The 22,715-nt window shown below is 71.6% G+C and carries 23 protein-coding genes; 12 read left to right on the top strand and 11 right to left on the bottom strand.

The window, feature by feature from the left end:
• Positions 1-14 precede the first annotated feature (14 nt).
• The 3 genes from ABT123_RS12370 to ABT123_RS12360 all read left to right on the top strand — a co-directional run bounded on the left by ABT123_RS12370 (position 15) and on the right by ABT123_RS12360 (position 2,068).
• Complete coding sequence (locus ABT123_RS12370; RefSeq protein ID WP_351312480.1) at positions 15-995, top strand: cytochrome P450; 981 nt, start codon at positions 15-17, stop codon at positions 993-995.
• Positions 970-1,137 carry a helix-turn-helix domain-containing protein gene (locus ABT123_RS12365; RefSeq protein WP_502970939.1) on the top strand — a complete coding sequence of 56 codons (168 nt, stop codon included), beginning with the start codon at positions 970-972 and terminating at the stop codon, positions 1,135-1,137. Before ABT123_RS12370 ends, ABT123_RS12365 begins: the two co-directional genes overlap by 26 nt.
• Before the next feature lie 115 nt (positions 1,138-1,252).
• Positions 1,253-2,068 carry a sulfite exporter TauE/SafE family protein gene (locus ABT123_RS12360; RefSeq protein ID WP_351312478.1) on the top strand — a complete coding sequence of 272 codons (816 nt, stop codon included), beginning with the start codon at positions 1,253-1,255 and terminating at the stop codon, positions 2,066-2,068.
• Positions 2,069-2,081: 13 nt separating this feature from the next.
• Here the strand turns inward: ABT123_RS12360 and ABT123_RS12355 are convergent, their stop codons facing one another.
• Complete coding sequence (locus tag ABT123_RS12355; protein ID WP_351312476.1) at positions 2,082-2,564, bottom strand: ArsI/CadI family heavy metal resistance metalloenzyme; 483 nt, start codon at positions 2,562-2,564, stop codon at positions 2,082-2,084.
• Between the two features lie 89 nt (positions 2,565-2,653).
• On the opposite strand from ABT123_RS12355, the gene ABT123_RS12350 reads away from it, so the two are divergent.
• From ABT123_RS12350 to ABT123_RS12335, 4 genes are read left to right on the top strand one after another with little or no spacing between them, the layout of a single operon-like run.
• Positions 2,654-3,052 carry an ArsR/SmtB family transcription factor gene (locus ABT123_RS12350; protein ID WP_351312474.1) on the top strand — a complete coding sequence of 133 codons (399 nt, stop codon included), beginning with the start codon at positions 2,654-2,656 and terminating at the stop codon, positions 3,050-3,052.
• Positions 3,049-3,798, top strand: coding sequence for an aquaporin (locus ABT123_RS12345; protein WP_351312472.1), 750 nt, complete (start codon positions 3,049-3,051; stop codon positions 3,796-3,798). The genes ABT123_RS12350 and ABT123_RS12345 overlap by 4 nt, the downstream gene beginning before the upstream one ends.
• A 4-nt stretch (positions 3,799-3,802) precedes the next feature.
• On the top strand, positions 3,803-4,222 hold the full coding sequence (locus tag ABT123_RS12340) for an arsenate reductase ArsC (protein WP_351312470.1): 420 nt from the start codon (positions 3,803-3,805) through the stop codon (positions 4,220-4,222).
• Positions 4,219-4,731 (top strand): GNAT family N-acetyltransferase, encoded by a 513-nt coding sequence (locus ABT123_RS12335; protein WP_351312468.1) that lies wholly within the window; start codon positions 4,219-4,221, stop codon positions 4,729-4,731. The genes ABT123_RS12340 and ABT123_RS12335 overlap by 4 nt, the downstream gene beginning before the upstream one ends.
• Positions 4,732-5,091: 360 nt before the next feature.
• Here the strand turns inward: ABT123_RS12335 and ABT123_RS12330 are convergent, their stop codons facing one another.
• Positions 5,092-5,853, bottom strand: a complete 762-nt coding sequence (locus tag ABT123_RS12330) for an SMI1/KNR4 family protein (protein WP_351312466.1) — start codon at positions 5,851-5,853, stop codon at positions 5,092-5,094.
• Between the two features lie 538 nt (positions 5,854-6,391).
• Here ABT123_RS12330 and ABT123_RS12325 point away from each other — a divergent pair.
• Positions 6,392-7,051: a glyoxalase gene (locus ABT123_RS12325; protein WP_351312465.1), complete on the top strand. Its 660-nt coding sequence runs from the start codon at positions 6,392-6,394 to the stop codon at positions 7,049-7,051.
• Positions 7,052-7,104: 53 nt separating this feature from the next.
• Here ABT123_RS12325 and ABT123_RS12320 read toward each other — a convergent pair whose 3' ends face one another.
• Complete coding sequence (locus ABT123_RS12320) at positions 7,105-8,415, bottom strand: MFS transporter (RefSeq protein ID WP_351312463.1); 1,311 nt, start codon at positions 8,413-8,415, stop codon at positions 7,105-7,107.
• A gap of 134 nt (positions 8,416-8,549) precedes the next feature.
• Here ABT123_RS12320 and ABT123_RS12315 point away from each other — a divergent pair, with 134 nt between their 5' ends.
• Positions 8,550-9,485: a LysR family transcriptional regulator gene (locus ABT123_RS12315; RefSeq protein ID WP_351312461.1), complete on the top strand. Its 936-nt coding sequence runs from the start codon at positions 8,550-8,552 to the stop codon at positions 9,483-9,485.
• A 56-nt stretch (positions 9,486-9,541) separates the two neighbouring features.
• On the opposite strand, the gene ABT123_RS12310 is transcribed toward ABT123_RS12315, so the two are convergent.
• On the bottom strand, positions 9,542-10,159 hold the full coding sequence (locus ABT123_RS12310; RefSeq protein ID WP_351312460.1) for a hypothetical protein: 618 nt from the start codon (positions 10,157-10,159) through the stop codon (positions 9,542-9,544).
• 85 nt (positions 10,160-10,244) lie between these two features.
• On the opposite strand from ABT123_RS12310, the gene ABT123_RS12305 reads away from it, so the two are divergent.
• Complete coding sequence (locus tag ABT123_RS12305) at positions 10,245-10,775, top strand: GNAT family N-acetyltransferase (protein WP_351312458.1); 531 nt, start codon at positions 10,245-10,247, stop codon at positions 10,773-10,775.
• 121 nt (positions 10,776-10,896) lie between these two features.
• Here ABT123_RS12305 and ABT123_RS12300 read toward each other — a convergent pair whose 3' ends face one another.
• The gene (locus ABT123_RS12300) at positions 10,897-13,050 is read right to left on the bottom strand and encodes a serine hydrolase (RefSeq protein WP_351312456.1); all 2,154 of its coding nucleotides are present in this window, start codon (positions 13,048-13,050) and stop codon (positions 10,897-10,899) included.
• Between the two features lie 254 nt (positions 13,051-13,304).
• Here ABT123_RS12300 and ABT123_RS12295 point away from each other — a divergent pair, with 254 nt between their 5' ends.
• Positions 13,305-14,309 (top strand): BtrH N-terminal domain-containing protein, encoded by a 1,005-nt coding sequence (locus ABT123_RS12295; RefSeq protein ID WP_351312455.1) that lies wholly within the window; start codon positions 13,305-13,307, stop codon positions 14,307-14,309.
• A gap of 116 nt (positions 14,310-14,425) precedes the next feature.
• Here the strand turns inward: ABT123_RS12295 and ABT123_RS12290 are convergent, their stop codons facing one another.
• The 4 genes from ABT123_RS12290 to ABT123_RS12275 all read right to left on the bottom strand — a co-directional run bounded on the left by ABT123_RS12290 (position 14,426) and on the right by ABT123_RS12275 (position 16,954).
• Positions 14,426-15,022 carry a DUF6461 domain-containing protein gene (locus ABT123_RS12290; protein ID WP_351312453.1) on the bottom strand — a complete coding sequence of 199 codons (597 nt, stop codon included), beginning with the start codon at positions 15,020-15,022 and terminating at the stop codon, positions 14,426-14,428.
• A gap of 232 nt (positions 15,023-15,254) precedes the next feature.
• Positions 15,255-15,752, bottom strand: a complete 498-nt coding sequence (locus ABT123_RS12285) for an NUDIX hydrolase (protein ID WP_351312451.1) — start codon at positions 15,750-15,752, stop codon at positions 15,255-15,257.
• 95 nt (positions 15,753-15,847) lie between these two features.
• Positions 15,848-16,465 (bottom strand): DUF1707 SHOCT-like domain-containing protein, encoded by a 618-nt coding sequence (locus ABT123_RS12280; protein WP_351312449.1) that lies wholly within the window; start codon positions 16,463-16,465, stop codon positions 15,848-15,850.
• A 75-nt stretch (positions 16,466-16,540) separates the two neighbouring features.
• Positions 16,541-16,954 carry a carboxymuconolactone decarboxylase family protein gene (locus ABT123_RS12275; RefSeq protein ID WP_351312447.1) on the bottom strand — a complete coding sequence of 138 codons (414 nt, stop codon included), beginning with the start codon at positions 16,952-16,954 and terminating at the stop codon, positions 16,541-16,543.
• Between the two features lie 26 nt (positions 16,955-16,980).
• On the opposite strand from ABT123_RS12275, the gene ABT123_RS12270 reads away from it, so the two are divergent.
• Complete coding sequence (locus tag ABT123_RS12270; RefSeq protein WP_502970938.1) at positions 16,981-17,511, top strand: MarR family winged helix-turn-helix transcriptional regulator; 531 nt, start codon at positions 16,981-16,983, stop codon at positions 17,509-17,511.
• Positions 17,512-17,538: 27 nt separating this feature from the next.
• Here ABT123_RS12270 and ABT123_RS12265 read toward each other — a convergent pair whose 3' ends face one another.
• A complete protein-coding gene (locus ABT123_RS12265; protein ID WP_351312446.1) occupies positions 17,539-18,936 on the bottom strand; it encodes a HEAT repeat domain-containing protein in 1,398 nt (465 codons plus the stop codon).
• Positions 18,937-18,983: 47 nt separating this feature from the next.
• Positions 18,984-22,517 carry a hypothetical protein gene (locus tag ABT123_RS12260; protein ID WP_351312444.1) on the bottom strand — a complete coding sequence of 1,178 codons (3,534 nt, stop codon included), beginning with the start codon at positions 22,515-22,517 and terminating at the stop codon, positions 18,984-18,986.
• Between the last annotated feature and the right edge of the window lie 198 nt (positions 22,518-22,715).

Raw genomic sequence — 22,715 nt, 5'->3', positions numbered from 1 at the left:
GATGGGCGACAGCGATGGTTTCACCACGGACTTTCCGTCCGCAATGTCGGAGATCTTCGGGCCGGAGAACATCCTGTCCAGTGGCGGCGACGCCACAAAGGCCTGCGTGTCAGCGTCGAGGAGCTCTTCGAGCCCGAACGGGCCGGTCTGGCCCGAGAGCACGCAGGGAAGCTGGTCATCGAGCGGGGCTCGGGCATGCACGGGCGGGCGGACCTCATGGGCGAGGTCCTGCAACCCGTCGCGGCAGAGGTGTTCCGATGGATGCTGAGCCTCGACGTCGACAGCACGACCCTGCTGCGCATGGCACGGGCCCTGTGGCTGGGCGCCCTGAATCCGGGAGACCCTCCAAGGTCGCGGTGTCGGCCGCCGCCATGGCCGAGCTCGACGCCGCGCTCACCCCCTGGCTGGAAGGCCTCGCCCCGGACCCGTCCTCGGCGACCGCACGGTGGCGGCACGGCACCCCTGGAGGCCTCTGCCCGCGAAGCGCCGCAGAAGTACTCCCGACGATCCGCGTGGTCCTCCCGTCCCTTCCCGAACCGGGGTGGGCGGCCGGCAGCCTCCTGGTCGCACTGTTCGACGAGCCGGAACAGCGCGGACTCGCCCGGGACCACCCGGAGCTCCTCGGCGACGCCGTCCACGAAGTCCTGCGATGGATGCCACCGTTCGGGCTCGTCGAGCGCATGACCACCCGACAGGTGGAGCTGGGTGGCACACGCCTGCCCGCCGGTGCACAGGTCCTGGCCGCGATCGGCTCCGCGAACCGTGACGAAACGGTGTCCGAGCAGCCGGAGACCTTCGACCCCGCCATCGTAGAGGGCATGGTCGCCGACATGCTCGACGTCCCCCCATACGCGACAACCCGCCCTGGTCGGCGCCCCGCTTGCCGATCCCAAACGGACCCTCGTCGGCCTGGATGCCGCCGCGGCGCACGGCAAGCACGGCGGCCGACCACCGGCCGTCGGTGGAGACATGCTCGTCGTCGGCCGGCGCCGTGACGCGAAGGAGTCCGTCACCGCCATCGCCGCGCACCTCAGCGTCGGCCGCTCCACCCTGTACCGCATCCTCGCCGCGCACGACGAAGCCATCGCCACCGGCTGCAAGCCGAACAGGCCCGACAAGCCACATAGGCCCCGCTGAGGACGCCACGGCGCTCAGAGGTCCGGACGAATCTGGGACGGGAGCCCGGTTGCTTTCCCCGAAGGTGGGGCTGGGCCATAGCGGGCAGCGCCTGCCACCAGGGAAGATGCCCGCCATGAGCACCGACCAGCGTCTCGCCCCTCTACGTTCAACGCACTCGACGCCCCTGGTGTTCGGTGCCGGAGCGGCCATCGGCGTCCTCGGCGGGATGATCGGTCTGGGCGGCGCTGAGTTCCGCTTGCCGCTGCTGATCAGTCTCTTCGGATTCGCCGCGCTCTCCGCGGTCATCCTGAACAAGGCGATGAGCCTGGTCGTGGTCCTGGTCGCGCTCCCCGCCCGCATGGCAGCAGTCCCCGCCTCCGAAGTCGCCGCGCACTGGCCCGTCGCGGCCAACCTGCTGGCCGGAAGCCTGCTGGGCGCGTGGGCCGGAGCATCGTGGGCGGTCCGGATGCGCAGCTCCACTCTCTACAGGGTGCTGGCGGCCCTGATGGTTCTCATGGCCGCAGCCCTGGTCGTCACCCACACCACCGCCCTGGAAACCCTCGCCCTCCCCCTCGCGGCGCAGGTCCCGATCGGGGTCGTGGCCGGATTCGGCATCGGGGTGGTCGCGGCGATCATGGGCGTGGCCGGAGGGGAGCTGCTGATCCCGACGATCGTGCTGCTGTTCGGCCTGGACATCAAGACGGCGGGAAGCATCTCCCTGCTGGTGTCGCTGCCGACCATGCTGGTGGCCTTCGCCCGCTACAGCCGGGACGGCAGCTTCGCGGTGCTGGGTGCCAACAGGCGGTTCACCCTGGTCATGATCGCGGGCTCGATCGCCGGGGCTGTGCTGGGTGGGCTGCTGCTCGGGGTGTTCTCGGACCTGGTGCTCATCCCCACGCTGGCCGTGATCCTGCTCGTCTCCGCGGTCAAGCTCGCCCGTCATACGTGACCGAGTACGCCGGTCAGCTTCCGCAGGCGCAGTCGGCGGCGGACTGCTCGTCGGGGGTGCCGCAGGCGGTGGTGTCGCAGCACGCCTGCGGCGCGCTGTCGGCGCTGTCGGCGCTCTTGCCGAGGGTGTCGGCGTCGGCCTTGACGACGTAGACCTCCCACGGCTCCTTGCCGGGGCCGGTCACCCAGACCTTGTCCTGGAGGGCGTAGCAGCAGGAGGTGTCGTTCTCCTCGAAGGTGGCCAGCCCCGCTTCCTTCAGGCGGGTTGTGGCGGCGGTGACGTCCTCGGTGGTGGCGACCTCGACGCCGAGGTGGTCGAGGCGGGTGGGCTCGGCCGCCTCGCCCTCGATCAGGACGAGCTTGAGCGGCGGCTCGGTGATGGCGAAGTTGGCGTAGCCGGGCCGGAGCTTGGCCGGCTCGGTGTTGAAGAGCTTGGAGTAGAAGGCGATCGAGCCCTCCAGGTCGGCGACGCGCAGGGCGAGCTGGACACGGGACATGGCGGTCTCCCCTTCCGGAAGTTGTTGTTTCGATGTCTGTCGATATAGAAGACGTTGCCACTGGATTAGATGACTGTCAACATAGAGGAATGTCGAAACAAGCTGGCCTGCCGGTGCTCGGGCAGGACGATGCGGTGTGCTGCGCGCCGATGGTCCGCGAGCCGCTGGGCGAGGAGGCCGCGGCCGAGCTGTCGCGGATGTTCAAGGCGCTGTCGGACCCCATCCGACTGCGGCTGCTGTCACTGATCGCCTCGTACGAGGGCGGCGAGGCGTGTGTGTGCGATCTGATCGGCCCGTTCGACGTCTCCCAGCCGACGATCTCCCACCACCTGAAGGTGTTGCGCGAGGCCGGACTGGTCGGCTCCGAGCGGCGCGGAACCTGGGTGTATTACTGGGTGATCCCCCAGGCCCTGGCCCAGCTGTCCGCCCTGCTCCAGATCCCCGCCGCGCCCACGAAGGCCGGCGCGCCCGCGAAGGCCGGCGCGTGAGCACCTCGGTGCCTCTGGCCCGCCGGGTCGCGGTCGAGGCGGCCGGAACGGCGACACTCGTCGCGGTGGTCGTGGGCTCCGGCATACAGGCCACCGAGCTGACCCGGGACGTCGGCGTGCAGCTGCTGGCCAACTCCCTCGCCACCGTTTTCGGCCTGGGCGTGCTGATCGCCTTCCTCGGACCGGTCTCCGGGGCGCACTTCAACCCGGTCGTCACGGTCGCCGCCTGGTTCACCGGCCGCCGCGGCCGTGACGGGCTCACCCTGCGCGAGGTCGCCGCGTACGTCCCGGCCCAGATCGCCGGGGCGATCGGCGGCGCGATGCTCGCCGACGCGATGTTCGCCAAGCCGGTCATGGCCTTCTCGTCCCACGACCGGTGGGCGGGGCACCTGTGGCTGGGCGAGGTGGTGGCCACCGCCGGGCTGGTCTGGCTCGTCTTCGGGCTGGCCCGCACCGGCCGCGCGCACCTGACGCCGGCTCTCGTCGCCTCGTACATCGGGGCGGCGTACTGGTTCACCTCCTCCACCTCCTTCGCCAACCCCGCCGTTACCATCGGCCGCGCGTTCACCGACACCTTCGCCGGAATCGCCCCCGGCTCCCTCACGCCGTTCATCGCGGCCCAACTGCTCGGCGGCGTCCTCGGCCTGGGTCTCGTCGCCGTCTGCTTCGGCCGACCCGCCACCACCGCGACGGGCAAGGCCGTCGTCCCTGCCGCCCGCCCCGCCCTGCTGAAGAAAGCGCCCTGACCTCATGAGCAACCCCGCCGTCCCGTCCGTGCTGTTCGTCTGCGTCCACAACGCCGGCCGCTCCCAGATGGCTGCCGCCTTCCTCACCCACCTTGCCGGGGACCGGGTCCAGGTCCGCTCCGCCGGGTCCGCCCCCGCCGACGCCGTGAATCCGGCCGTCGTCGAGGCCATGGCCGAGGCCGGCATCGACATCTCCGCCGAGACCCCGAAGGTCCTCACGGTGGAGGCGGTGCAGTCCTCCGACGTCGTGATCACGATGGGCTGCGGCGACGCCTGCCCGTACTTCCCCGGCAAGCGCTACCTGGACTGGGCCCTGACCGACCCCGCAGGACAGGGCGTAGCGGCCGTCCGGCCGATCCGGGACGAAATCGAGCAGCGCATCCGCGGCCTGCTCGCCGAACTCGACATCCCGGCATCGGCATGACGTCCGCATCCGAGACGGGCGTACGCATCGAGCTGATGCGGCCCGCGCATGCCGAGCAGGTCCTGGCGATCTACCGGCTCGGCATGGACGAGGGCAACGCCACCTTCGAGACCACTGCCCCGACCTGGGAGGCATTCGACACCGCCAAGCTGCCCGAGCACCGCCTGGTCGCCCTCGACGGCGGCGGCCGGGTGCTGGGCTGGGTCGCGGTCGTACCGGTCTCGGACCGGTGCGCGTACGCCGGGGTCGTCGAGCACTCCGTCTACGTCCACCCCGACGCCCGCGGTCGCGGAGTCGGCCTGGCCCTGCTGAACGCCCTGCTCGCCTCCACCGAGGCCGCAGGTATCTGGACCGTCCAGTCCGGGATCTTCCCGGAGAACACCGCCAGCCTCGCCCTGCACGAGCGGGCCGGGTTCCGCGTGATCGGCACCCGCGAGCGCATCGGCCGCCACCAGGGGACGTGGCGCGACGTCGTCCTCGTCGAGCACAGGAGTCCCACCGTGACCTGACAACCGCGAGCCGTCACCGCGCAGCCCCGCGCCCTCCCGCACCGGGGCTCGACGGGAGCACCCGGTGGTCCCGCAGCCGCACCGGCGCCCGGGGGCTCGCCCTCCGCAACCGGCCCCCCGTATGGCTCGGTGGGACTTCCCGTGTAGCCAGCTCGGTGGCGTTGTCGTGTCCAACGGCAACCGGGTGGTCTCACCCGGCTAATCCCGCCTTCAAGCCCTTCCGAACAGCGCGCGCCGCATACGCGCTAGGGTGCTGGGCGGATCGAGTTCCCTGCGGAGCCCGAGCAAGTAGCCTGCGGCACTGTTCCGCTGTTCTGCCGCGGTGGTCCACGCTGTTCGCGTGGAAGAAAGCGTATGAAGCTAGAAGGGCAGCTCGTCGACCACGGTCGGCTCAGTGCCCTGCCACTGGGCCCACCGACCCGGGACGGCGGCGCAAGCTGCCGCAAGGTGGGCCAGGCTCTGTCCCCGGACATGCAGCCAGCTGAAAGCCGTCAGCCCGTCTTGTCGCAGAAGAAGCCCGGGGGCGGAGTACCAGCGGACCGGAGACTCATCGTCCCCCGTCCACATGGGGTAATCCGGGAGAGCGACTCGCTCAAAGAGCCGCGGAAGCGCATCCGCAGCATCAGGCGGCAATTCGCACGCGTTGTAGAGCCGCCCCTCGCTGAACAGCGCCTCCGACAGGACAAGTTCCACACACGCCAGCGAGATCCTGTTCATGAAGGGCCGCCAACCGTCCCGCGACTGCACGACGACTGGCGGGTCGGTCTCGCCCAGATCTCCCAGACGCACCCCCCAGAAGGCGCACCCTTGGTTCTCGCTGCGGAAGCACAGCACACCCCCGAGGTCCTCGTGCACGAAGAGTTCTGAGGGCGGCAGCATCGGATCCTGGTGCTCGAACAACTCCGGACGGCGGCCGAAGAGCAGGTACGCCTCACGCAGAGCAGTAGGGAGCGACAGACCCAGCTGGCCTTCCACCTGCTTGAGCTCTTCCTCGCCGACGCCGTCACCGTCGGCCAACGGCGCATACCACCCGGCCGCGAAGGCCCGGATGAAATCCCATGCCTCCGACCGGTCCGATATGCCGTCGTGCATGGCCACAGCTGCATCGAAGTCGCCCACCATGCGGTGGACCGTACCCGTTCCGCAGATCCGCCGGGAAACGATCACACCACCGACGGTGGCTGCCCCACTGGTCAGAGTCACTCGTGAACAGCCCGCAGGTGTTCTTGAGCGCTTCGCATGCCGCCGCTGGCTGCTCGGGCTGCTTGGCGGGGACGTCCACGTCGCCGATGGCGTCGATCAGGCCGGCGACGGCGTGGGCCCAGGGTCCGTCCTCGTCGGCGGACACGGTTGGGGGGTGGATTGCGTCCAGCTGCTGTGGCGAGCCGGGCGAGGGAGGCCCGGCTCGCCCCTTGTAGCAGGCTGCGGAGCGTCAGCCCGGAAGCCTCGCTTGTTCAGCTCGACGATGACGTTCGCCCAGTGGGCGGCGCCGCCCAGCTGTCGCGACCACCTCGTTGACATCAGCAGGCTCCGCCGTGCCGGCATGCCTGATACGCCCAACCCACGAATCGTGTGTCACGGACGAGCCACAGGTCCTCTCCTCAAGACCGGTCAGGAATCGAGAAGCCTCGGCCGCAGCGCAGCCCCTAGCGTGGTGGTCATGGCAACCACCGCTTCCACCGCAGCCAACACGTCCCTCGCGTCCGTCACCCTTGAGGTGGCCGACCCCGGGGCCGCCCGCCGCTTCTACAGCGCCTTCGGCGTGGATACGTACGTACGTCTCCGGGCGTCCGAGGCGCACTCGACCGGATTCCGCGGCTTCACCCTGGCGCTCACGGTGTCCGGGCCGGCCACCGTCGACGGCTTCGTCGGCGCCGCCGTGGACGCCGGCGCCACTGTGCTGAAGCCCGCCGCGAAGTCGCTGTGGGGCTACGGCGGCGTCGTCCAGGCCCCGGACGGGACGATCTGGAAGATCGCGACTTCGGCAAAGAAGGACACTGGCCCCGCCACCCGCGAGATCGACGAGGTCGTCCTGCTGCTCGGCGTCGAGGACGTGAAGGCCACCAAGCAGTTCTACGTCGGCCGGGGCCTGACCGTGGCCAAGAGCTTCGGCGGCAAGTACGCCGAGTTCGCCACCGGTCAGTCCAGCCCCGTCAAGCTGGCTCTGTACAAGCGCCGTGCTCTGGCCAAGGACCTCGGCGTCCCCGCCGACGGCACCGGCTCGCACCGCATCGTCCTCGGCAGCATCGCCGACGCCTTCACCGACCCGGACGGGTTCGCCTGGGAGGCCGCCGCGTCGCTCGCCCCCACGCCGTCCTGACTCCGGGCCCGCACGCGGCGCAGACCGGTCGTGGTGACCGCCGTGGTGGCCTGTCAGGTGCGGCTCGGTGTCGGCTCCGGCTCCGGGTCGGAGAGATGCGCTGCCGCGCGGCGGGGCAGCAGCAGCGGGGTCGCCAGCAGGAGTACGCCGGCCAGGCCGATGGCCGTACGCGGGCCGAGCAGGACGCCCAACAGGCCCCAGAGGGCCGTCAGGAGGGCGGTCGAGGCTTTGGTCGTCACCGACCAGGCGGACAGCGTGCGGGCGACCCGGTCGGTCGGGGTGCGCTCGAGGCGGTAGGTCGCGTAGACGGGGTTGAAGACCCCGCAGCAGAAGATGAGTCCGAGCTCGACGCCCATCACCAGCAGCAGCCCTGCGGTGCCCGGCCCGAGGAAGGCCAGGCCGACGGGCCAGAGCGCGCGCAGCGCTCCGGCCACGACCAGGACCCGGTGCGGCCCGAACCGGGTGACGAGTGGTCGGGCCAGCCGTGAACCGAGCAGGCCGCCGATCGAGGGCACGGCGAAGGCAAGGCCGTATTGCCACGGTGCGAACCCGAGTGGGCCGAGCATCAGGACGGCCAGGAGCGGCTGGGTGGCCATGACCAGGCCGTTGAACAAGACGGTGTTGAAGAACAGCGGACGCAGCGTCACGTCGGCGAGGATGTACCGCCAACCGTCGAACAGGTCAAACAGGTCAAACAGGTCCCCGGCCCGCATACGCGCGGCCTCCCGGCGTTCGGGCGGCGGCTCGTGCCCGCCCATCGCGCGGATGCCCAGGGCCGAGAGCAGATAGCTGACCGCGTCGGCCACCACCGTCGCCACCGGACCGAGGAGCCCGATCGCCACCCCGCCCAGCGGCGGTCCGATGATCGTGGTCGTCCAGGTCGTGGACTCGAACCGAGCGTTGGCGACGAGCAGGTCCTCGGTCGGCAGCAGCGTCTTGAGGTACGCGCCGGAGGCGGCGCGGAAGGCAATGTCGGCCGCCGCGACGACGACCGAGACCAGCAGGAGCTGAAGAAAGGTGAGCACGCCGAGCGCGAACGCGGCGGGGATCGTCAGCAGCGCCGCGAACCGCACCAGGTCCATCGTGATCAGCACCGTCCGCTTGCGACGGAACTCCACCCACGGACCGAGCGGCACCGCGACGGCCGCGCCCACCGCGGCCCCCACGGAGGAGAGCGCCGCGACCTCGGCCGGTCCGGCGTGCAGCACCTGGACGGCGATCAGCGGGAACGCGCCGAAGGCGAGCCACGTGCCGAGCGCGCTGGTTCCGTACGCTCCCCAGAGCCATCCGAACCTCCGCCCCAGCCGATGTCCGTGCAGATGGCCCGGCCGGCGCCCGCTCCTCCCGATCCTCTTGATCCTCATGCCCACCGCCCCTCGCCACTCACCCGCACAACCGATCCGTGATCGGAAGCATCAAAGCGAGCGCGATATCCGGGGGTCAAACAACCGCAGGACCGTCTGGCCACAACCAATGGTTGTACCCATAGGGTGGCGGCATGGACCTCGACACCGTCCGGACCTTTGTCGCCGCCGCCGACGCGGGGCAGTTCCAGGAGGCCGCCGCCGAGCTGGCGGTCACCCAGCAGGCCGTCTCCAAACGCATCGCCGCGCTGGAGCGCAACCTCGGCGTGCGGCTGTTCACCCGTACCGCGCGCGGCGCCGAACTCACCATCGACGGGCAGGCGTTCCTGCCCCACGCGCGCGAGCTGCTGCGCGTGGCCGAGCGCGCGGTCGCGTCCGTGTGCCCCGGCCGCCGTCCGCTACGCGTCGACGTGATCGCCTCGCGCGTCGCACCGTCGGGCCTGATGCGCGGCTTCCACCGCACACACCCCGAGATCGACCTCGATGTGGTGATGCTGTTCGACATCGAGACGGCCGTCGCCGCCCTCCGGTCCGGTGCGATCGACGCATCCTTCCGCGCCGTCGCCGCGCCCGGCCGGCCCCTTCCCGAGGACATCGAGTCCGTCCGGGTGCTCGACGAGCCGCTCCAGCTCCTCACCGGCCCCGCCCACGCGCTGGCGGGCGCCCGGTCGGTGTCCCTCGCTCAGCTCGCCGGGCACCGGATCTGGATGCCCGGCATCGTGCCTGGTACCGAGTGGGCCGCCTACTACGACGACCTCGTCGCCGGGTTCGGCCTCACCATCGAGGCGACCGGCCCCAACTTCGGCTCCGACGCGCTCCTCGACACCATCGCCGACACCCCGGCCCTGGCCACCTTCATGGGCGAGCAGACCCGCCTCGTCTGGCCCGCCGGCCACGGCCTGCGCCGCATCCCGGTGACCGACCCGACGCCCGTCTACCCGCACTCGCTCCTCTGGCACCGCGACAACCCCCACCCGGCGCTGGCCACCCTCCGCGCCCACCTCGCCGCCACGCCGGCCGACCACGACGCCGCCGGGACCTGGGCGCCGGGCTGGGCGATTCCGCGGTGAACGCCGCCGCGTCTTCGAGCGCGCGGCCGGAACGTCCGGCCTGACCCGTCCCTCGGTCAGGGGAGGGTGAGGGTGCGGTCGGGACGGTCGGTGTCGCGGGCCTCGAGGGTCGGGTAGAGGCGCCACTGTCCGTCGCGGAGTACCGCGGCCGGGAAGGACCAGTTCTCGTGCGGTTCGGGGTCCACGATGTGGGTGCCGTGGACGGTCACCGCCCGGTGGCGGTCGTCGGCGGTGAAGACAGCCCGCACCCCGTACCGGGTGTAGCAGTCCCAGAAGTCGCTGCAGGCGCCGGCCACCGGGCCCTGGCGCGGAGCCGGCCGCTCGCCCGCGGGCGGCGGGATGGGGTCCTGTGAGCAGGTCTGCGGCTCCCGGCAGGCGCGGTCGATCCGGCGGGAGCAACCGAGGCCCAGCGCCGCGAAGTCGCGGGGCGACAGCCGGGAGAGCAGCTCGCCCAGCCGCTCGCAGTACCCGTCCTCACCGAGCCGCGCGGTCTGCTCGACCCCGTCCGCCCACCGCTGCCGGACCGTGAGCGCCTCGGGCGAACGGCTCAGCCAGTCCTGCCACGGGTCGGTTCCCGGCTCAGGCTCCGGCTCCGGCGCCTGCGATCGTGCCCGTACCGTGTCGGGCTTCGTCTCGGCAGTTGCCCGGTTCCTTCGCCTGCGCCACAGCCGCATCGCGCATCACCCCCACCTCGGTCTCCCACCGGTGAACGAACTTGCTGCATACGTGGCCACAGGGGGCCATTGAGATACTCCGGCCATGGATACGAGTGCGAGGGCGGGCGGGATACGGCCGGGCCGGGCGGCGCCCGGGATCGGGGCGGGCCGTCCCATTGGATGGGCGCTGCGTTCCGCAGAGCCGGCGGATGTCGAGGCGATCGCAGAGCTGCGGGCAACGGTGATGCGCCCGGACCTGGAGCGGCTGGGACGGTTCGACGAGCATCGGGTCCGGCAGCGGCTGCGGGATTCCTTCTCGCCCCAGCACACGTCGGTCATCGTGATGGCCGATGGAACCTTCGCGGGCTGCGTCACCGTGCGCCCGGCTGAGGACGGGCGGTGGCTGGAGCACTTCTATCTCGCTCCGGCCCTCCAGAGCCGGGGGCTCGGATCGGCTGTGCTGCGAACACTGCTGAAGCAGATTGATGCCGACGGCGTGCTCGTCCGCCTGAATGTCCTGCAGGGCAGCGCCGCCCAGCGGCTGTACGAGCGTCACGGGTTCACTGTGGAGGTTCAGGACCCGATCGACGTCCACATGGTGCGACGGCCGGGTGCGGGCGCCCTCGGAACTTGAAAAGGTTGCGGATGTTCAGCCGGCCTTCGACTACTTCGACTGCCGGCCCGCCGACCGGCGGCCCTGCCGGGCCCGGCGGAGTGGTTCACGCCGGGCCCGGGTGCCGGTGCCCCTGCTGCCGTCAGCCGAGGCGGGTCAGGCGGGTGCCGAAGGAGGGTTCGGCCAGGTTCTCGCCGACCGCCACCGGTACGCTCCTGGCCCCGGCGCCCTCGCCCACGGTGTGCACGCCGACCTCGGTCCCGGCCGCGGCCGAGTGCGGCACCGGTCCGCCCGGTCCGCCCTTCCCGGCGGTGCCGAGCGAGACGCGGAGGCGCTGGCCGGGTGTGCCGATGACGTTCAGGTCCTTCATCGCCACCAGAGGTGTACGTCCGCCGAGTCCGTCGTCGACGTAGCCGACCGTCTGGCCCTTGCGGACCACCGGCGCGGAGGCCAACGCTCCGCGGACCGCCCCGATGACCTTCTTGCTGTTGGCCAGCACCAGGGCCAGGCTGCGGGTCGCGTTCGGGTCCGGCCCCTCCACGCGCTGGTCCATGAGCGTGCCCAGGATCAGCGGGGTCTCGTCGCCGACCGACTTGTAGCCGGCCCACATGAGGGCACCGCCGGCCGGGCTGCTCGACCCGGTCTTGATGCCGCGAATGCTCAGTTCGGGTGCGCTGAGCAGCGAGTTGTTGTTGATCAGCCGCTGGGAGAGGTTCTTGATCTCGGCATCCGGCAACATGACCACAGAGCGGAACACCTCGTTCTTCATCACCGCTTCGGCGAGCTTGAGCTGATCGACGGCGGTGCTGACGGTGCCCGCGTCCAGCCCGCTGGGATCGGTGTACGTGGTGTCCTTCATGCCGAGTTCCTGCGCGGCGGCGTTCATCTTCTGCACGAACGCCGCCTCGGAGTCGCTGCCGGTGTCCCAGCGGGCCAGCAGCCGGGCGACGTTGTTGCCCGAAGGAATCATCAGCATCTTCAGCATGTCCAGCTGGCTGTACTTGCTGCCCTTGGTGAGCCCCTCGATGCGGGACTCGTCTTCGGAATTTCCCTGCGCGACAGTCTTCGCGTCGATCTCGATGGAGGGACCGGCCTCGCCCTTGCGCAGCGGGTGGTCCTTGAGCAACACGTAGGCCGTCATCACCTTCGCGACGCTGGCCGTCGGCACCGGCTTCTGCTCACCGAAGGTGCCAATGGTCCCGGAGCCGGGGATGCGCACCGCACCCTGGCCCTTAGCGGGCCACGGGATGTCGAACTGCCCTGCCACGGTGTGCACCTGCTCGGACGCGACGAGCCGTGCCTCGGGCAGCGGGCGCAGCATCTGGGCGCCGGTGAACGCACCGGCGAGGAGCAGCAGGACCGGCGTCCACACCTTGACGCGGCGGAGCGCGGTGCGGCGGGGGGTCTCAGGCGGGGGCGGGGTGTTGGTCAGCTGGGCGAGCAGGTCGAGGGGAGGCGCGGCGGGGGCGGCGGGGGCCGTCGGCGCGGGTGCAGGTGCAGGTGCCGCCGGTTTGCCGGCTATCGGTGCGGGTGCGGGTGCGGGTACGAGCGCGGGGGCCGGTGCGGGTGCGGGTGCGGCGATCTTGGTCGTGGGGGTGTCGAGGTCCTTCAGGGCCACGAACGTGCTGGTGCGCTCGGCATCACTCTCGGGGCGCGCCCACGAGGGCACGGTCGGGCGCGGGCCGGCCGTCGGGGGCTCATCTTCGTCCGGGACGGCCGTTCCGGATTGCTTTGGGGCCGGGGCGGCGGCAGCCGGCTCCTCCACCTCCGGCGCCTTGGGGTCCTCGGCGGGGGTTCCGGAGGGCACCCTCGAGTCCGGGACGCCCGGCGCGTCCTCTGCCGGCTCTTCGGACGCACCCGTCCTCGGTTCCTCGGTGCGGTCTTGGGGGGACGCTTCCGTGTCCGGAGCGTCCGGCGCCCCGGTCTCGACCTCCGCCTCCGCCTCCGCCTCTGTCTCTGCTTCTGCCTCCGGAGCCGGGGAGGACGGGTTCTCGGCATCGGTGCGCGCCTCCGCGCCGAGGGCTGTCGGCGCGTCAGGGGCCACCATCGCGTCGGCGGGCCCAGCGGATTCGGCAGGCTCGCCGGCCTCCTCGGCGTCCTCATCCACGCGGTCGGGGTCGTCATCCAGGTGATCCGGGTCCTCGTCCGGCTCCGGCGGTACGGCTGTCCCGGACTCCGCCCGCGGGCCGGCTTCCGGTGCGGGCGCCCCGCCGGGGCCTTCCGCAGCAACCGCTGCCGGCGCCTCTTCCGACTCTGGAGTCTCCGGGGAACCACCCGTCACCGCTACCGTCGTCATCCCAACCCAGCCTTGCTCGCAGATACATTCCGCCAGGGCTCGAAACCGCCCCGCCGCATTCCAGGATGTACATCGCGCCGAAAGTGTTCCATCGAGCGGATCTTGTGACAGTCCGGTCATATTCCGCACGGCACGGACGGTCCGTTCCGCATCCCCCGCTACAACCTGGGCAAGGCCGCCCCTCCCGGGTCCGGCCGGGCCACCCCGCGGCCCATGGCCTATGGCCCATGGCCCGCGCGGTTAGGGTGGGCGCCATGACCACGCTCGTGTACGAAGACTTCGGGACCGGACGCCACCGCGAGGCGTCCCTGATCCGGCACGCCCTGGGCAGCGTCCACGAGGAGGAGCTCGTCGCCGGCCTGGCCGGGGGGATCGGCTTCATGTACTTCGTCTTCGAGTACGCCGGCCGGCTGCCCATCGCCACGATCGTGGCCCAGTCCCACCCCGAACCCTGGGTGCAGGTCGCGCTCGGCCGCCTGGGGGTCCCGTACGAGGCCACCCGCGCAATGAACCCGCGCTGGGGCCGGGTCCGAGCCGCGCTCGATGCGGGGCAGCCCGCCTTCTGTGTGGTCGACCGCTCCTCTCTGCCCTGGCACGCCGCCGACCCGGACGCCGAGATGACCGGCGCCGACCCGTACACCGTTGTCATCGCCGGGTACGACGGCGACGACCTGCTGATCGAGGACGGCGCCGATGCCCCGTACCGGATCGACCGCGAGGAGTTCGGCGCGGCCTGGACCGCGCACCGCAAGGGCCGCCACCAGCTGATCGTGCCCACCGGGCCGCCCGAGGAGGAGCCGGACGTGGCGGGAGCCATCGCCTCCACCGTCAGGCACCTCACCGGGCCCGTACTGGGGAACAAGTTCGACGTGAACTTCGGCTTCACCGGAATGGAGAAGCTCGCCACGCAGCTGCGCGACCGCACCACCGCGACCGGCTGGGAGCGCCGCTTCGGCAGCTCGCCCGAGGCCTTCCAGGCCGGCACCGGTCGTCTGTACGCCTGCTTGGAGGAGGAATGGACCGCTCCCGGCGCCACCCGCCCCCTCTATGCGGACTTCCTCGACCTCGTAGGCCACCGGGAGCCCGCCGAACTCTTCCGCGAGTCGGCCCGCCACTGGTCGGCCCTGGCCGCACTCGCCCGTAACGCCGGCCCGACCGCCGACACCGCCGAGCGCCGCACCCTCTTCGACGCCTGCGCACAACACGTGGACCACTCCCTGACCCTCGAACGCGAAGCCGTGGCGCTCTTGGACAAGTAGCAGCTCCCAGAAGCAGGCAAGGCCTTTTCCGGCAGGTGAGCCGGGCCGGAGCGGGCGGCTGCAGACATGGCAGAGCTGTGCCGCGCAGCGCACGGCGGCGCCAGCCCTGCTGTCACTCAGCCGATGACGAAGGCCAGTAGACGCTGGTTCACCACTTCGTCTTGGGGGAGGGAGAGACCGAATCGGGTCTCTATGAGCGCCAGTGTGTGGCGGTCCCGGTCGGTGTAGGACTCGCCGTCCGGCCGTGCGTACTCGCCGTCCGGGTGCAGCACACCAGCCGCTATCAGCTCCGGCAGCAGAAGGTCCGGCTGCTCACCCCAGCGCCAGACTTCTTCACCGATTCCGAAACTGCAGACGTCCGCACCGTCTCTGGCGTAAGAGAACATCGCCGGCGGATGGTCCGGGGAAGGATCCAGGTGGATGGCCTCCACTCCGTTCCGGGAAATCTCGGCCAGCCTGTCACCCCCGTCGCCCATCCCGTACTCAACGGCGAAGGACCAGCCGCCGCAGGCACCGACCCGCACGACGTCATCGTCGTCCGTCGACAGGTCCAGGACCATGTTCCACGCCTCTGTGTCCGTGATCGGTGACACGACGGATCCCGGCGTGCCGCCCATCCGTACGCCCAGCTCCTCCGGCCCAATGCCGCGCGCGAAAATCACGCCGTGCTGCCAGTCGTCCTGATCCACAAGCCACTGAATGCCGTCACCCATGACGCTCGCCTCCCTCCTCACGGGCACAGGCTGTCCCGTCCCGCCATCCGTGCCCCCCGAAGTGATCACCCTAGTCAGCAGCACTGACACCGGCCGCACGGGCTCGACCCCGATGGCCCCCCGCCTAGGGTCTGTCGGTTCCGACACCGAGTGGGGCTTCGTGCGGGGCAGTGCTGCCCCGCACAGCAATGGAGCGGCCTCGGCTGGGCACGGGTGAGGACGAGGAAGCACTTCATGCGTTCGGCGCTTGGATGGCCCGTGCGATGAGGTCGTGGATCAAGAACTCCCCGGGCCTGCGGTTCTCTTTGAGGCGGGCGAGGTTGTCGGGGCTGAACCAGTCGTAGGTGGAGTGCTTGGACCATTCCAGCGTGGGGTTGTCCAAGTCGCCGTCGACTTCCACGAGATAGTCGGCCTCGTGACGGAGTCCACCGCCGTCGTCCCCTGTCCAGGTCGTGGTGCCGAGGAACCGCCGCACGTGGGTCAGGCACCAGCCGGTCTCCTCCTCGACCTCGCGCGCGAGAGCTTCCAAGACCGTTTCCCCAGCCTCGACGTGGCCGCCCACGATGTCCCAGGTGTCGGGGAAAAGGCGCCGGTCCGGGCTTCGCTTCTGGGCGAAGGCTGCACCGTCCCGGTTGAGGATGACGGCGCCGACGGTCCAGACCTCGCCCGATGCGGGATCGGGCACTTCGACTTCGTCGTCGACGGTGAACGACGGATGATGAGTGGGCATGACGGACAGCGTAGGCCGGGCGATTCCGCAAGCGGACGGCGAGTTTTCGTAGCGCGTGGCGACTCCCGCCACCAATCAACGCCTCGGTACGCGCCCTAGCCCTGAGCCGGGTTGCTCTGCAGCTTGCGCCGTTCCCGGCGGTTGGGGTGGCGGATGACTACTCCTCCCGCGCCGCCGGACCCAGTGAGCCGGATCAGCGGAGTTCCCGGGAGCCGGTCGGGAGTGGTTTTGTCCTTCAGGCCGCCGACGCTGGGATCCATCCCGCTGGCGTCTGCGGCCCAGGCGTCGGGGATGACGATCGTGACACCGGATGTCTCCCCGTACGCCTCCACTGCGACCTCCGTGAGGCGGCACTCAACCCGGGTGAAGTCAAGCTGCACACCCCCCAAGCCTCCGTGAGCGATCACATGGCCGGGAACCTCCCAGCGCCCGGGGCCTCGAGTCACGCCATACATGCCGCCCTTGAGCACCAGCGGCGGCTGGCTCTCAGGGGAATTCAGCCTCGGCAAGTCGTCGGTCAGGACGGCCAACTCGGCGTGAGTCTTGGACGTCAGCGCCTGCTCCAGGCGTGAATCCAGCTCATCGAAATCGATTCGCCCCTCGGCAGCCGCATCGCGCAGCTGCTCCACCACTGCTTCCCGGTCGTCGTGAGAGGCGCGGAGCTCTCCTGATGGAGCAGGGCGCGGTGAGGGCTCCGGAGTCTGGGCAGTCATGGCCACAAGGATATGCAGCCAGCGGTCTGACCGGTATGCCACGCGAGCGTCAGGCGCCCGACGGCTTGCTCCGCATCATGCGGCTCGCGTAAGCCGGTTCGCGAACGTCGACACCGTGTATGTGCCGATGCCCAGGACTACCTCCAAGGCGTTCTGGCGCGTATAGCCGAACTCCTGGAACCGCCGGAGCTCGTCGTCGCTCACCGCACCCGATGAGGCGAGGACCTGGAGGGTGAACTGTCGTATGGCTTCGAGCCGTTCCGGGACCGGGGCCGGGCCCAGTGCGGCGAGTTTCGACTCGTGCATGTCCACGCACAGGTGGCACTGGTTGCGGGCGGCGACCGTCAGGATGACGGTCTCGCGGGAGTGCGGGTCCAGTGTGGTGGACTCGAAGATCTCGCTGAGCTTCAGGAAGCCGTCCAGGGTGTGCGGAGACTCCTTCAGGAGGGCGACGGCGTTGGCGGTGCGGGCGGTCAGATCGTTGTGCAAGGCAGCTCCAGGTGAGATGGATTAGAATGGACAACATGGTTGACTATGTCGATGAGGAAAACGTAAACCAGGTTGTCGATGATGGCAAGGGATATGAGCCGGGATACGAGCTGCCGCTCCTCCTCTTCGCCGGCTTTCGCACCCTGATCGACCGGCTCCACGCCCGTCTCGCCGCCGAGGGCCACCCCGACATGCGCCCCGCGCACGGCTTCGCCATGCAGGCCATCGGCACGCAAGGGGCGACCGCCAGCGATATCGGGCGTCGGCTCGGCGTCTCGAAGCAGGCCGCGGGCAAGACCGTGGACCGCCTTCTCGCCGTCGGCTATGCCGAGCGCACCGACGACCCCACTGACGCCCGCCGCAAGCTCGTCCGCCTCACACCGCGCGGGTACGACGCCCTGGCCCGCTCAGCCGCGATCTTCGACGAACTGCGGGCGGAATGGGCAACGGCTGTCGGTGCCGACCGCGTACGGGACATGGAGGCCGCGCTGCGGACCGTCGTACCGGCGGAGACGACCTACCGGCTGGACGCCACAAGCTGGCTCGGCGGGGTATGACGGTCGGACCCCGACAGGTTTGGTGGGTCAGACCGGGAGGGCACCGGCGGGGTGGCCGTGTTCCCGGCCGCACGCCGTCAGGGCAAGGAGGCCATGGCCCCTGACAGGGGTGGCGGCTCCGAGCGATCCGGGGTCGACCGACAGCCGCGCGGCTACGTCGACGGCATAGCAGGTGTCGGGGATGTCGAGCTCTTCCTTCACCTGCTTGTAGCGGGCCGTGAACGCCTCGGGATCCGAAAGGTTCACCCCGTCGAAGGCGTCGTCCGGGAAGCCGTCCTCATGCGGGAGCAAGTAGCCGGCTTCCGCCGGATGTCCGGGGCCGTCGCCGTCGTGGCCGTCGTGGCCGTCGTCGCCGGACTCTTCCGCGTCGAACGCGTCGTAGAAGCGGACCACTTCACCGTTCTCGGCGATGCACCAGGCAGTCCACCCGTCCCCGCAGCTCATCCCGTACCACTGCGCGGCCCCGAACCGGCGGCTCAGGTCGGCGCACCGCTCTCGCACCACACATTCCATGGCCTCGTCCCGGCCGTCGTCGCCGGCGTCCTCGATGCGGTGCATGTCCTGGGAGGAGTCGCCGAACACGAGCGTGAAGCCGTCGAGCACGGGGCTGACGAAGACCCGCGCGCACGCGTCGTGGTCGCGGCGGCTCCAGTTGTGGTGATCGTGGTTCCAGGCGGCAGCCCCTGTTCGTACGGTGACCGGCTCCCCCACGCCCAGGTCGAAGGCCTCCAGGACCGCACCCTGATCATCTGTGGGCACCGCGTACCAGGAACCACACAGGTGCATACCCTCCAGCACCTCGTCCGCCTGTTTGATGCGGGTCAGCCGGCGTACGGCGTCCCGGTCGAGCCCGTCCAGGGCAGTCGGCCCCCCGATGGCCGCGAGGGCCTCCAGGACACCGCTCCGAAGCCGCCGGCCCGGAGCAGGCGCCCGGCGTATGCGCTGCAACGCCGGAACCGCCGCCGCACCGATCGCCCGGAATGCCCAGACGGCCCGCTGCCTGACCGCCGTATCCGCATCGCCCAGCAACGGCATCAGCCGGTCTGCGAAAGCCAAGGCGGCCTCGCCCAGACACTGGAAAGCGAAGACCGCGTCGGCACGGACTGTCGGATGCGGGTGGGTGAGCAAGGGGAGGTAGACCGCCGGATCGTGCACCTGAAGCCGTCCGAGCGAGTAGCTTGCCCTGCGCTCGACCTCGGGCGAATCCGCTGACGCGATGGCCCCGGCCAGGGGCAGAAGTGCGGGCTGCCCGATCCGGCACAGCACATCCGAAGAAACCGTCCACTCCACCGGCGACCGCTCGTCGCAGAGCACCTCGAGCACCGGCCCCACGACCTCGGCCCCGCGCTCGACCAACGCGTCGCGCACCGCCCGCGTCGCCTCCCAGGAACCCGTGAGCTCCCCGACCAGCTGATCCCTGTTCATGGCGCGCACCATATCCAGCACCACTGACACACACCCCGGGCCCGGATTCAGTGTCCCCTCAGGACCGTGGCGTACGCCGTCTCCCGCACCTCCTGATCCGGGTGGCGGCGCAGTTCGACGATGGCGGCCCGGCAGGTGTCCGGCCAGCCCTGGCGGCCTCCGAGGGCCGTGGCGAGGCCGACGGCGAGGAGGCCTTCCACGAGACCGCCGTCGGTGCTCAGGGCACGGACCGCGGCAAGGGCCGCGGCGGGGTCGGCGAGCGGGTCACCGTACCGGTGTGCCTCCTCCAGGTCCTCGGCCACCCGGACCGCGAGGACGGGGCGGCCCTCGATCGCTGTCGTCAACTCGCGGAGCCAGAGCAGCAGTTCGGGCTCGGCTGCCGCCAGGTCGACCGCCCGTACCAGGAGGGCGGTGCGGATGGCGGTCACTGCCGGTTCCGCCGTCAGCTGCCGGGCCAGGACCGCGCACATCCCGGGGTCCCGGATCGACGAGCCGATGAGGGTTTCGAGGCGACGGCGTGCCGGAAGGTCCTCACCAGGCCCGGGGCCGCCCTCCGGTTCGCCGGCGGCGATGAGCGCCAGAAGCCGGTCCACGACGCCGTGCAGAAGGCTGCCGGGCTCCACGCCGCCGATCGGGTGGGGCAGTTCGGACTGGGCCAGTTCCGTCAGGCGGTAGCTCGCCCGCCAGATACTCAGGGGTGAGGCGAGGTCGGCGTATACGTCCGCCAGCGCCGTGCCGGCGGCGGGCGTGTACGGCGCCCAGTCGCCAAGGACGAACAGGGCTAGATCCGCCGCCTGTTCCCCGGCGACGAAGGGCAGCCGGGCGACGAGCTCCCCGTACCGAGACCGGTGGGCCGGGGCCAGATCCTCCGAGCTCAGGTCCAGGAGCGCGCTGCGGGCGGCATCCGGCCCGTCGGCGACCGCGGACTCCAGCAGGGCCCACATCTCCTCGGCCGGCAGCAGTGTCGTGGCCACACCGACGACGGTGGCGTACACGTCCGGATGGACGCCCGGGGTGCGGCCCACCGTGGACAGGAGCTCGGTGGCGGCGCCCGGGGGCAGGTGGCGGGCGGCGAGCCGGGCGGCGGCCTTGCGGACGGTGACCTTCACTCCGCTCTCGCGGGTCAGGACGTCACGGAGCAGGGCCGCGACGTGGGTGGGCCGGGTGTGGGCGGCGGCGCGGCCGGCAGCGGACCAGGCGGCTGCGGCCCGGTCGTCACCGGCGTGGTCGAGCAGGGTACCGAGGGCGGAGGCCGGGTCGTCCGTGTGGGCCGCCGCGTCCAGGGCTGCTGCCGTCAGGGCTGCTGCCGTCAGGGCGGACTCGGCATGGCCGGCCGCGGACCCCGCCGTGGCCTCGGGGCCGGCTGCGGTCGGCACGGATGCGGTGTACCGCTGGAGCAGGGCCCGCCCGTGCTCCGGCACCCGGGCCACCGCGCGGAGCAGCGCGGCGCGTTCGTCGAGGCCCCGGCCAGGATCGGCGACGACGGCCTCGGCCAGCCGGACCGCGGCCCGCTGCTGCCGGGGCAGCCACCGGTCGGCGTACCGGAAGGGGGGAAGCGGCCGGAAGGTTCCGGCCACCGGGAACCGGCCGCCGGGGAGCGGGATCTCGGACAGCGCGCGGTCCAGCAGGTCGGTGCACTCCGCGGCGAGTACGGCGAGCACCGGAGGCACGAAGACCGCCGAGGGCTCCCGCTCCAGCAGCTCGGCCACGCGGGCGCCGCGGGTCGCGGGGTCGGCCAGCCAGGCCGCGGCGACCTCGCCGAACACCCCGTCCGGGCAGGTTCGCAGGGCCTGTTCGAGGCGGTCCTGGAGTTCCGGGATCCGGTACGCGCGGTGTCCGCAGGAGGTGACCAGCGCGAGCAGGGGCGCGAGGTCCCCGCGGGCGGACGCCCGGTCGAGCCACGGGCCGAGGGCGTGGAGCACGGCGCGTACCCCGTTGCCGGGCAGCACGCTGCCCGGACGGCCGAGTTCCACCGTGCCGGTGTGCGTGGTCAGTGCCTCCACGATGCGTACGGCGGTCCGCAGGGCGGCGGCGGCACCACCGGCTTCGGCAGTCGTGTCCGCGTCGGCAGGTGCGTCCGCGGTGCCCGCGCCGTCGGCCGCGGCCGGGGCCACGGCAGCGGCGGTGAGCACCGTCACGGCCAGGGTCCGGATCGTGTCCCGGGTCCCGGACGAGCAGTCCCGGGCCCGCAGGGCATCCAGGCACAGCCGTTCCAGGGATTCACCCCCGGTCCGGCCCCCGAGGGCCGCCACGAGGAGCGGTGCCGGCAGGTCGGCGAAGGCGGCCAGGGCCTCCCCGCGTACGGGGTCGCGCTCGTTGGTCAGTCGGCCGGCGGCCAGCGCGAGGACCTCCGCGACCTCCTTCGGGTCACGGGTGTGGCCGGCGTTGGCGGCCAGCCGGTCCCAGACCGTCCCGCGCTCGTCGGCGTCACCGGTGGCGAGGGCGGCCAGGAGTTCGGGACGGGCCTCGGCGGGCGGCAGGAGGGCGAGCGGGCCCCAGAGGTCCCAGCCGGGGCTGCGTTCGGCGCGGAGGGCCTCGACCGCGACGCGGGCCCGGGCGTGCCGCTGGGCGGCGGGCAGCAGGGCCAGCACCCCTTCGTGTGCGCGGACGTTCCTGCCGGGATTGCCTGCGGCAACGACGGCGTCCACGAAGCCGGGTCGGCGCGCCGGTGGCATCGCTCGCAGCAGAATGCCGAAGGCGTTCCGGCGGAACCACCGGGCCCCGAGCCCGGGCAGGGAGGGCGGATCTGCCGCCACCAGCTGCCGCATGACCGCCCGGCCGGGTGTCCGTTCCCACCGCGCTGCCGCCCGGCGGGTGTCGGCGAGCCAGCGCACGACGCGCTCGGCGTCCACCGCAACGAGGTCGCCCAGCCGGTCGTGCACCGGACCGGGCAGGTTGTCCGGGCCATACCGCTCCAGCAGGTCCAGCACGCGCCCCGGCGCGGCGGGCAGGGCGGCGGCGATTCCGGTGGCGTGCCGTTTCCACCAGCGGTCGCGCAACCCGTCGCGCAGGTCGCCGAGTTCCCGCTCCGCGTGGTCGAGGACGGCGACGGGATGGCGCACGGCCAGCCTGCTCCAGTCCTCGAACGCGAGCGCCCCGGCGAGTTCGGGCAGCAGCCGCACGGTGAACTCCCGCGAGCAGCCCGCCAGCAGCCGGGCCGCGTCCCGGTCGCTGTATTCGGTACGCACCCGGAGCACCAGCCGCTCGGCGAGTCCGGGCCGCCGCCCGTCCGACAGCAGCCGTGCCAGGTCGGCGCGGACCACGGCGGGCGCGTCGTCGTACGCGGCCTCGACGGCGGCGTCCGGAACGGGCAGTCGCCGGGCGCCGCGCAGCGCGTACCGGCGTACCACCGGGTCGGGGTCGGCGAGGCGGGCCGCCAGGTGGCCTGTCTCCCCGGCGGTCAGGGCGGCGAGCGCGGCGAGGCGACGCTCGTACGGGCCGAGCGCGTCCAGGGCGGTGAGCAGGGGCCGTAGTCCGCCTCGGGCGGCGAGCCGGTGGGCGGTGACGGCGGTGTACCGGAGCCGGGCGGCGTGCGGCAGGGGTTCGAGCGCGGCGAGCAGCTCGTCGGCAGTGGAGATCATCGCGGGCATTGTGCCGGATGGCGCGGCCCTGACCCCACCGATTATCGGACCGGCCGTGTGGACGACGCTCCGCTCCGTCGGCGCTCGGGGCCCGTCGGCTCGGGGCCCATCGGCTCGGGGCCCATCGGCTCGGGGCCCGTCGGGCCGGCCGCTGGTACTCGTATCCCTTGGCCGGCGAAACGCCGAAGGAGTGCGGGC

The sequence above is a fragment of the Streptomyces sp. NPDC002054 genome (assembly GCF_040296685.1).
Lineage (GTDB): Bacteria > Actinomycetota > Actinomycetes > Streptomycetales > Streptomycetaceae > Streptomyces.
This window is presented reverse-complemented; position numbering and strand designations above follow the sequence as displayed.

Bases quoted from the DNA above. Each gene is read 5' to 3' on its own strand.
- ABT123_RS12265 (WP_351312446.1), bottom strand. From the start codon at position 18,936: ATGAACAGGGATCAGCTGGTCGGGGAGCTCACGGGTTCCTGGGAGGCG.
- ABT123_RS12325 (WP_351312465.1), top strand. From the start codon at position 6,392: ATGGCAACCACCGCTTCCACCGCAGCCAACACGTCCCTCGCGTCCGTC.
- ABT123_RS12330 (WP_351312466.1), bottom strand. From the start codon at position 5,853: ATGGTGGGCGACTTCGATGCAGCTGTGGCCATGCACGACGGCATATCG.
- ABT123_RS12310 (WP_351312460.1), bottom strand. From the start codon at position 10,159: ATGCGGCTGTGGCGCAGGCGAAGGAACCGGGCAACTGCCGAGACGAAG.
- ABT123_RS12290 (WP_351312453.1), bottom strand. From the start codon at position 15,022: ATGGGTGACGGCATTCAGTGGCTTGTGGATCAGGACGACTGGCAGCAC.
- ABT123_RS12340 (WP_351312470.1), top strand. From the start codon at position 3,803: ATGAGCAACCCCGCCGTCCCGTCCGTGCTGTTCGTCTGCGTCCACAAC.
- ABT123_RS12285 (WP_351312451.1), bottom strand. From the start codon at position 15,752: ATGCCCACTCATCATCCGTCGTTCACCGTCGACGACGAAGTCGAAGTG.
- ABT123_RS12350 (WP_351312474.1), top strand. From the start codon at position 2,654: ATGTCGAAACAAGCTGGCCTGCCGGTGCTCGGGCAGGACGATGCGGTG.
- ABT123_RS12280 (WP_351312449.1), bottom strand. From the start codon at position 16,465: ATGACTGCCCAGACTCCGGAGCCCTCACCGCGCCCTGCTCCATCAGGA.
- ABT123_RS12295 (WP_351312455.1), top strand. From the start codon at position 13,305: ATGACCACGCTCGTGTACGAAGACTTCGGGACCGGACGCCACCGCGAG.
- ABT123_RS12270 (WP_502970938.1), top strand. From the start codon at position 16,981: ATGGACAACATGGTTGACTATGTCGATGAGGAAAACGTAAACCAGGTT.
- ABT123_RS12260 (WP_351312444.1), bottom strand. From the start codon at position 22,517: ATGATCTCCACTGCCGACGAGCTGCTCGCCGCGCTCGAACCCCTGCCG.
- ABT123_RS12320 (WP_351312463.1), bottom strand. From the start codon at position 8,415: ATGAGGATCAAGAGGATCGGGAGGAGCGGGCGCCGGCCGGGCCATCTG.
- ABT123_RS12300 (WP_351312456.1), bottom strand. From the start codon at position 13,050: ATGACGACGGTAGCGGTGACGGGTGGTTCCCCGGAGACTCCAGAGTCG.
- ABT123_RS12315 (WP_351312461.1), top strand. From the start codon at position 8,550: ATGGACCTCGACACCGTCCGGACCTTTGTCGCCGCCGCCGACGCGGGG.
- ABT123_RS12370 (WP_351312480.1), top strand. From the start codon at position 15: ATGGTTTCACCACGGACTTTCCGTCCGCAATGTCGGAGATCTTCGGGC.
- ABT123_RS12305 (WP_351312458.1), top strand. From the start codon at position 10,245: ATGGATACGAGTGCGAGGGCGGGCGGGATACGGCCGGGCCGGGCGGCG.
- ABT123_RS12360 (WP_351312478.1), top strand. From the start codon at position 1,253: ATGAGCACCGACCAGCGTCTCGCCCCTCTACGTTCAACGCACTCGACG.
- ABT123_RS12355 (WP_351312476.1), bottom strand. From the start codon at position 2,564: ATGTCCCGTGTCCAGCTCGCCCTGCGCGTCGCCGACCTGGAGGGCTCG.
- ABT123_RS12365 (WP_502970939.1), top strand. From the start codon at position 970: ATGCTCGTCGTCGGCCGGCGCCGTGACGCGAAGGAGTCCGTCACCGCC.
- ABT123_RS12335 (WP_351312468.1), top strand. From the start codon at position 4,219: ATGACGTCCGCATCCGAGACGGGCGTACGCATCGAGCTGATGCGGCCC.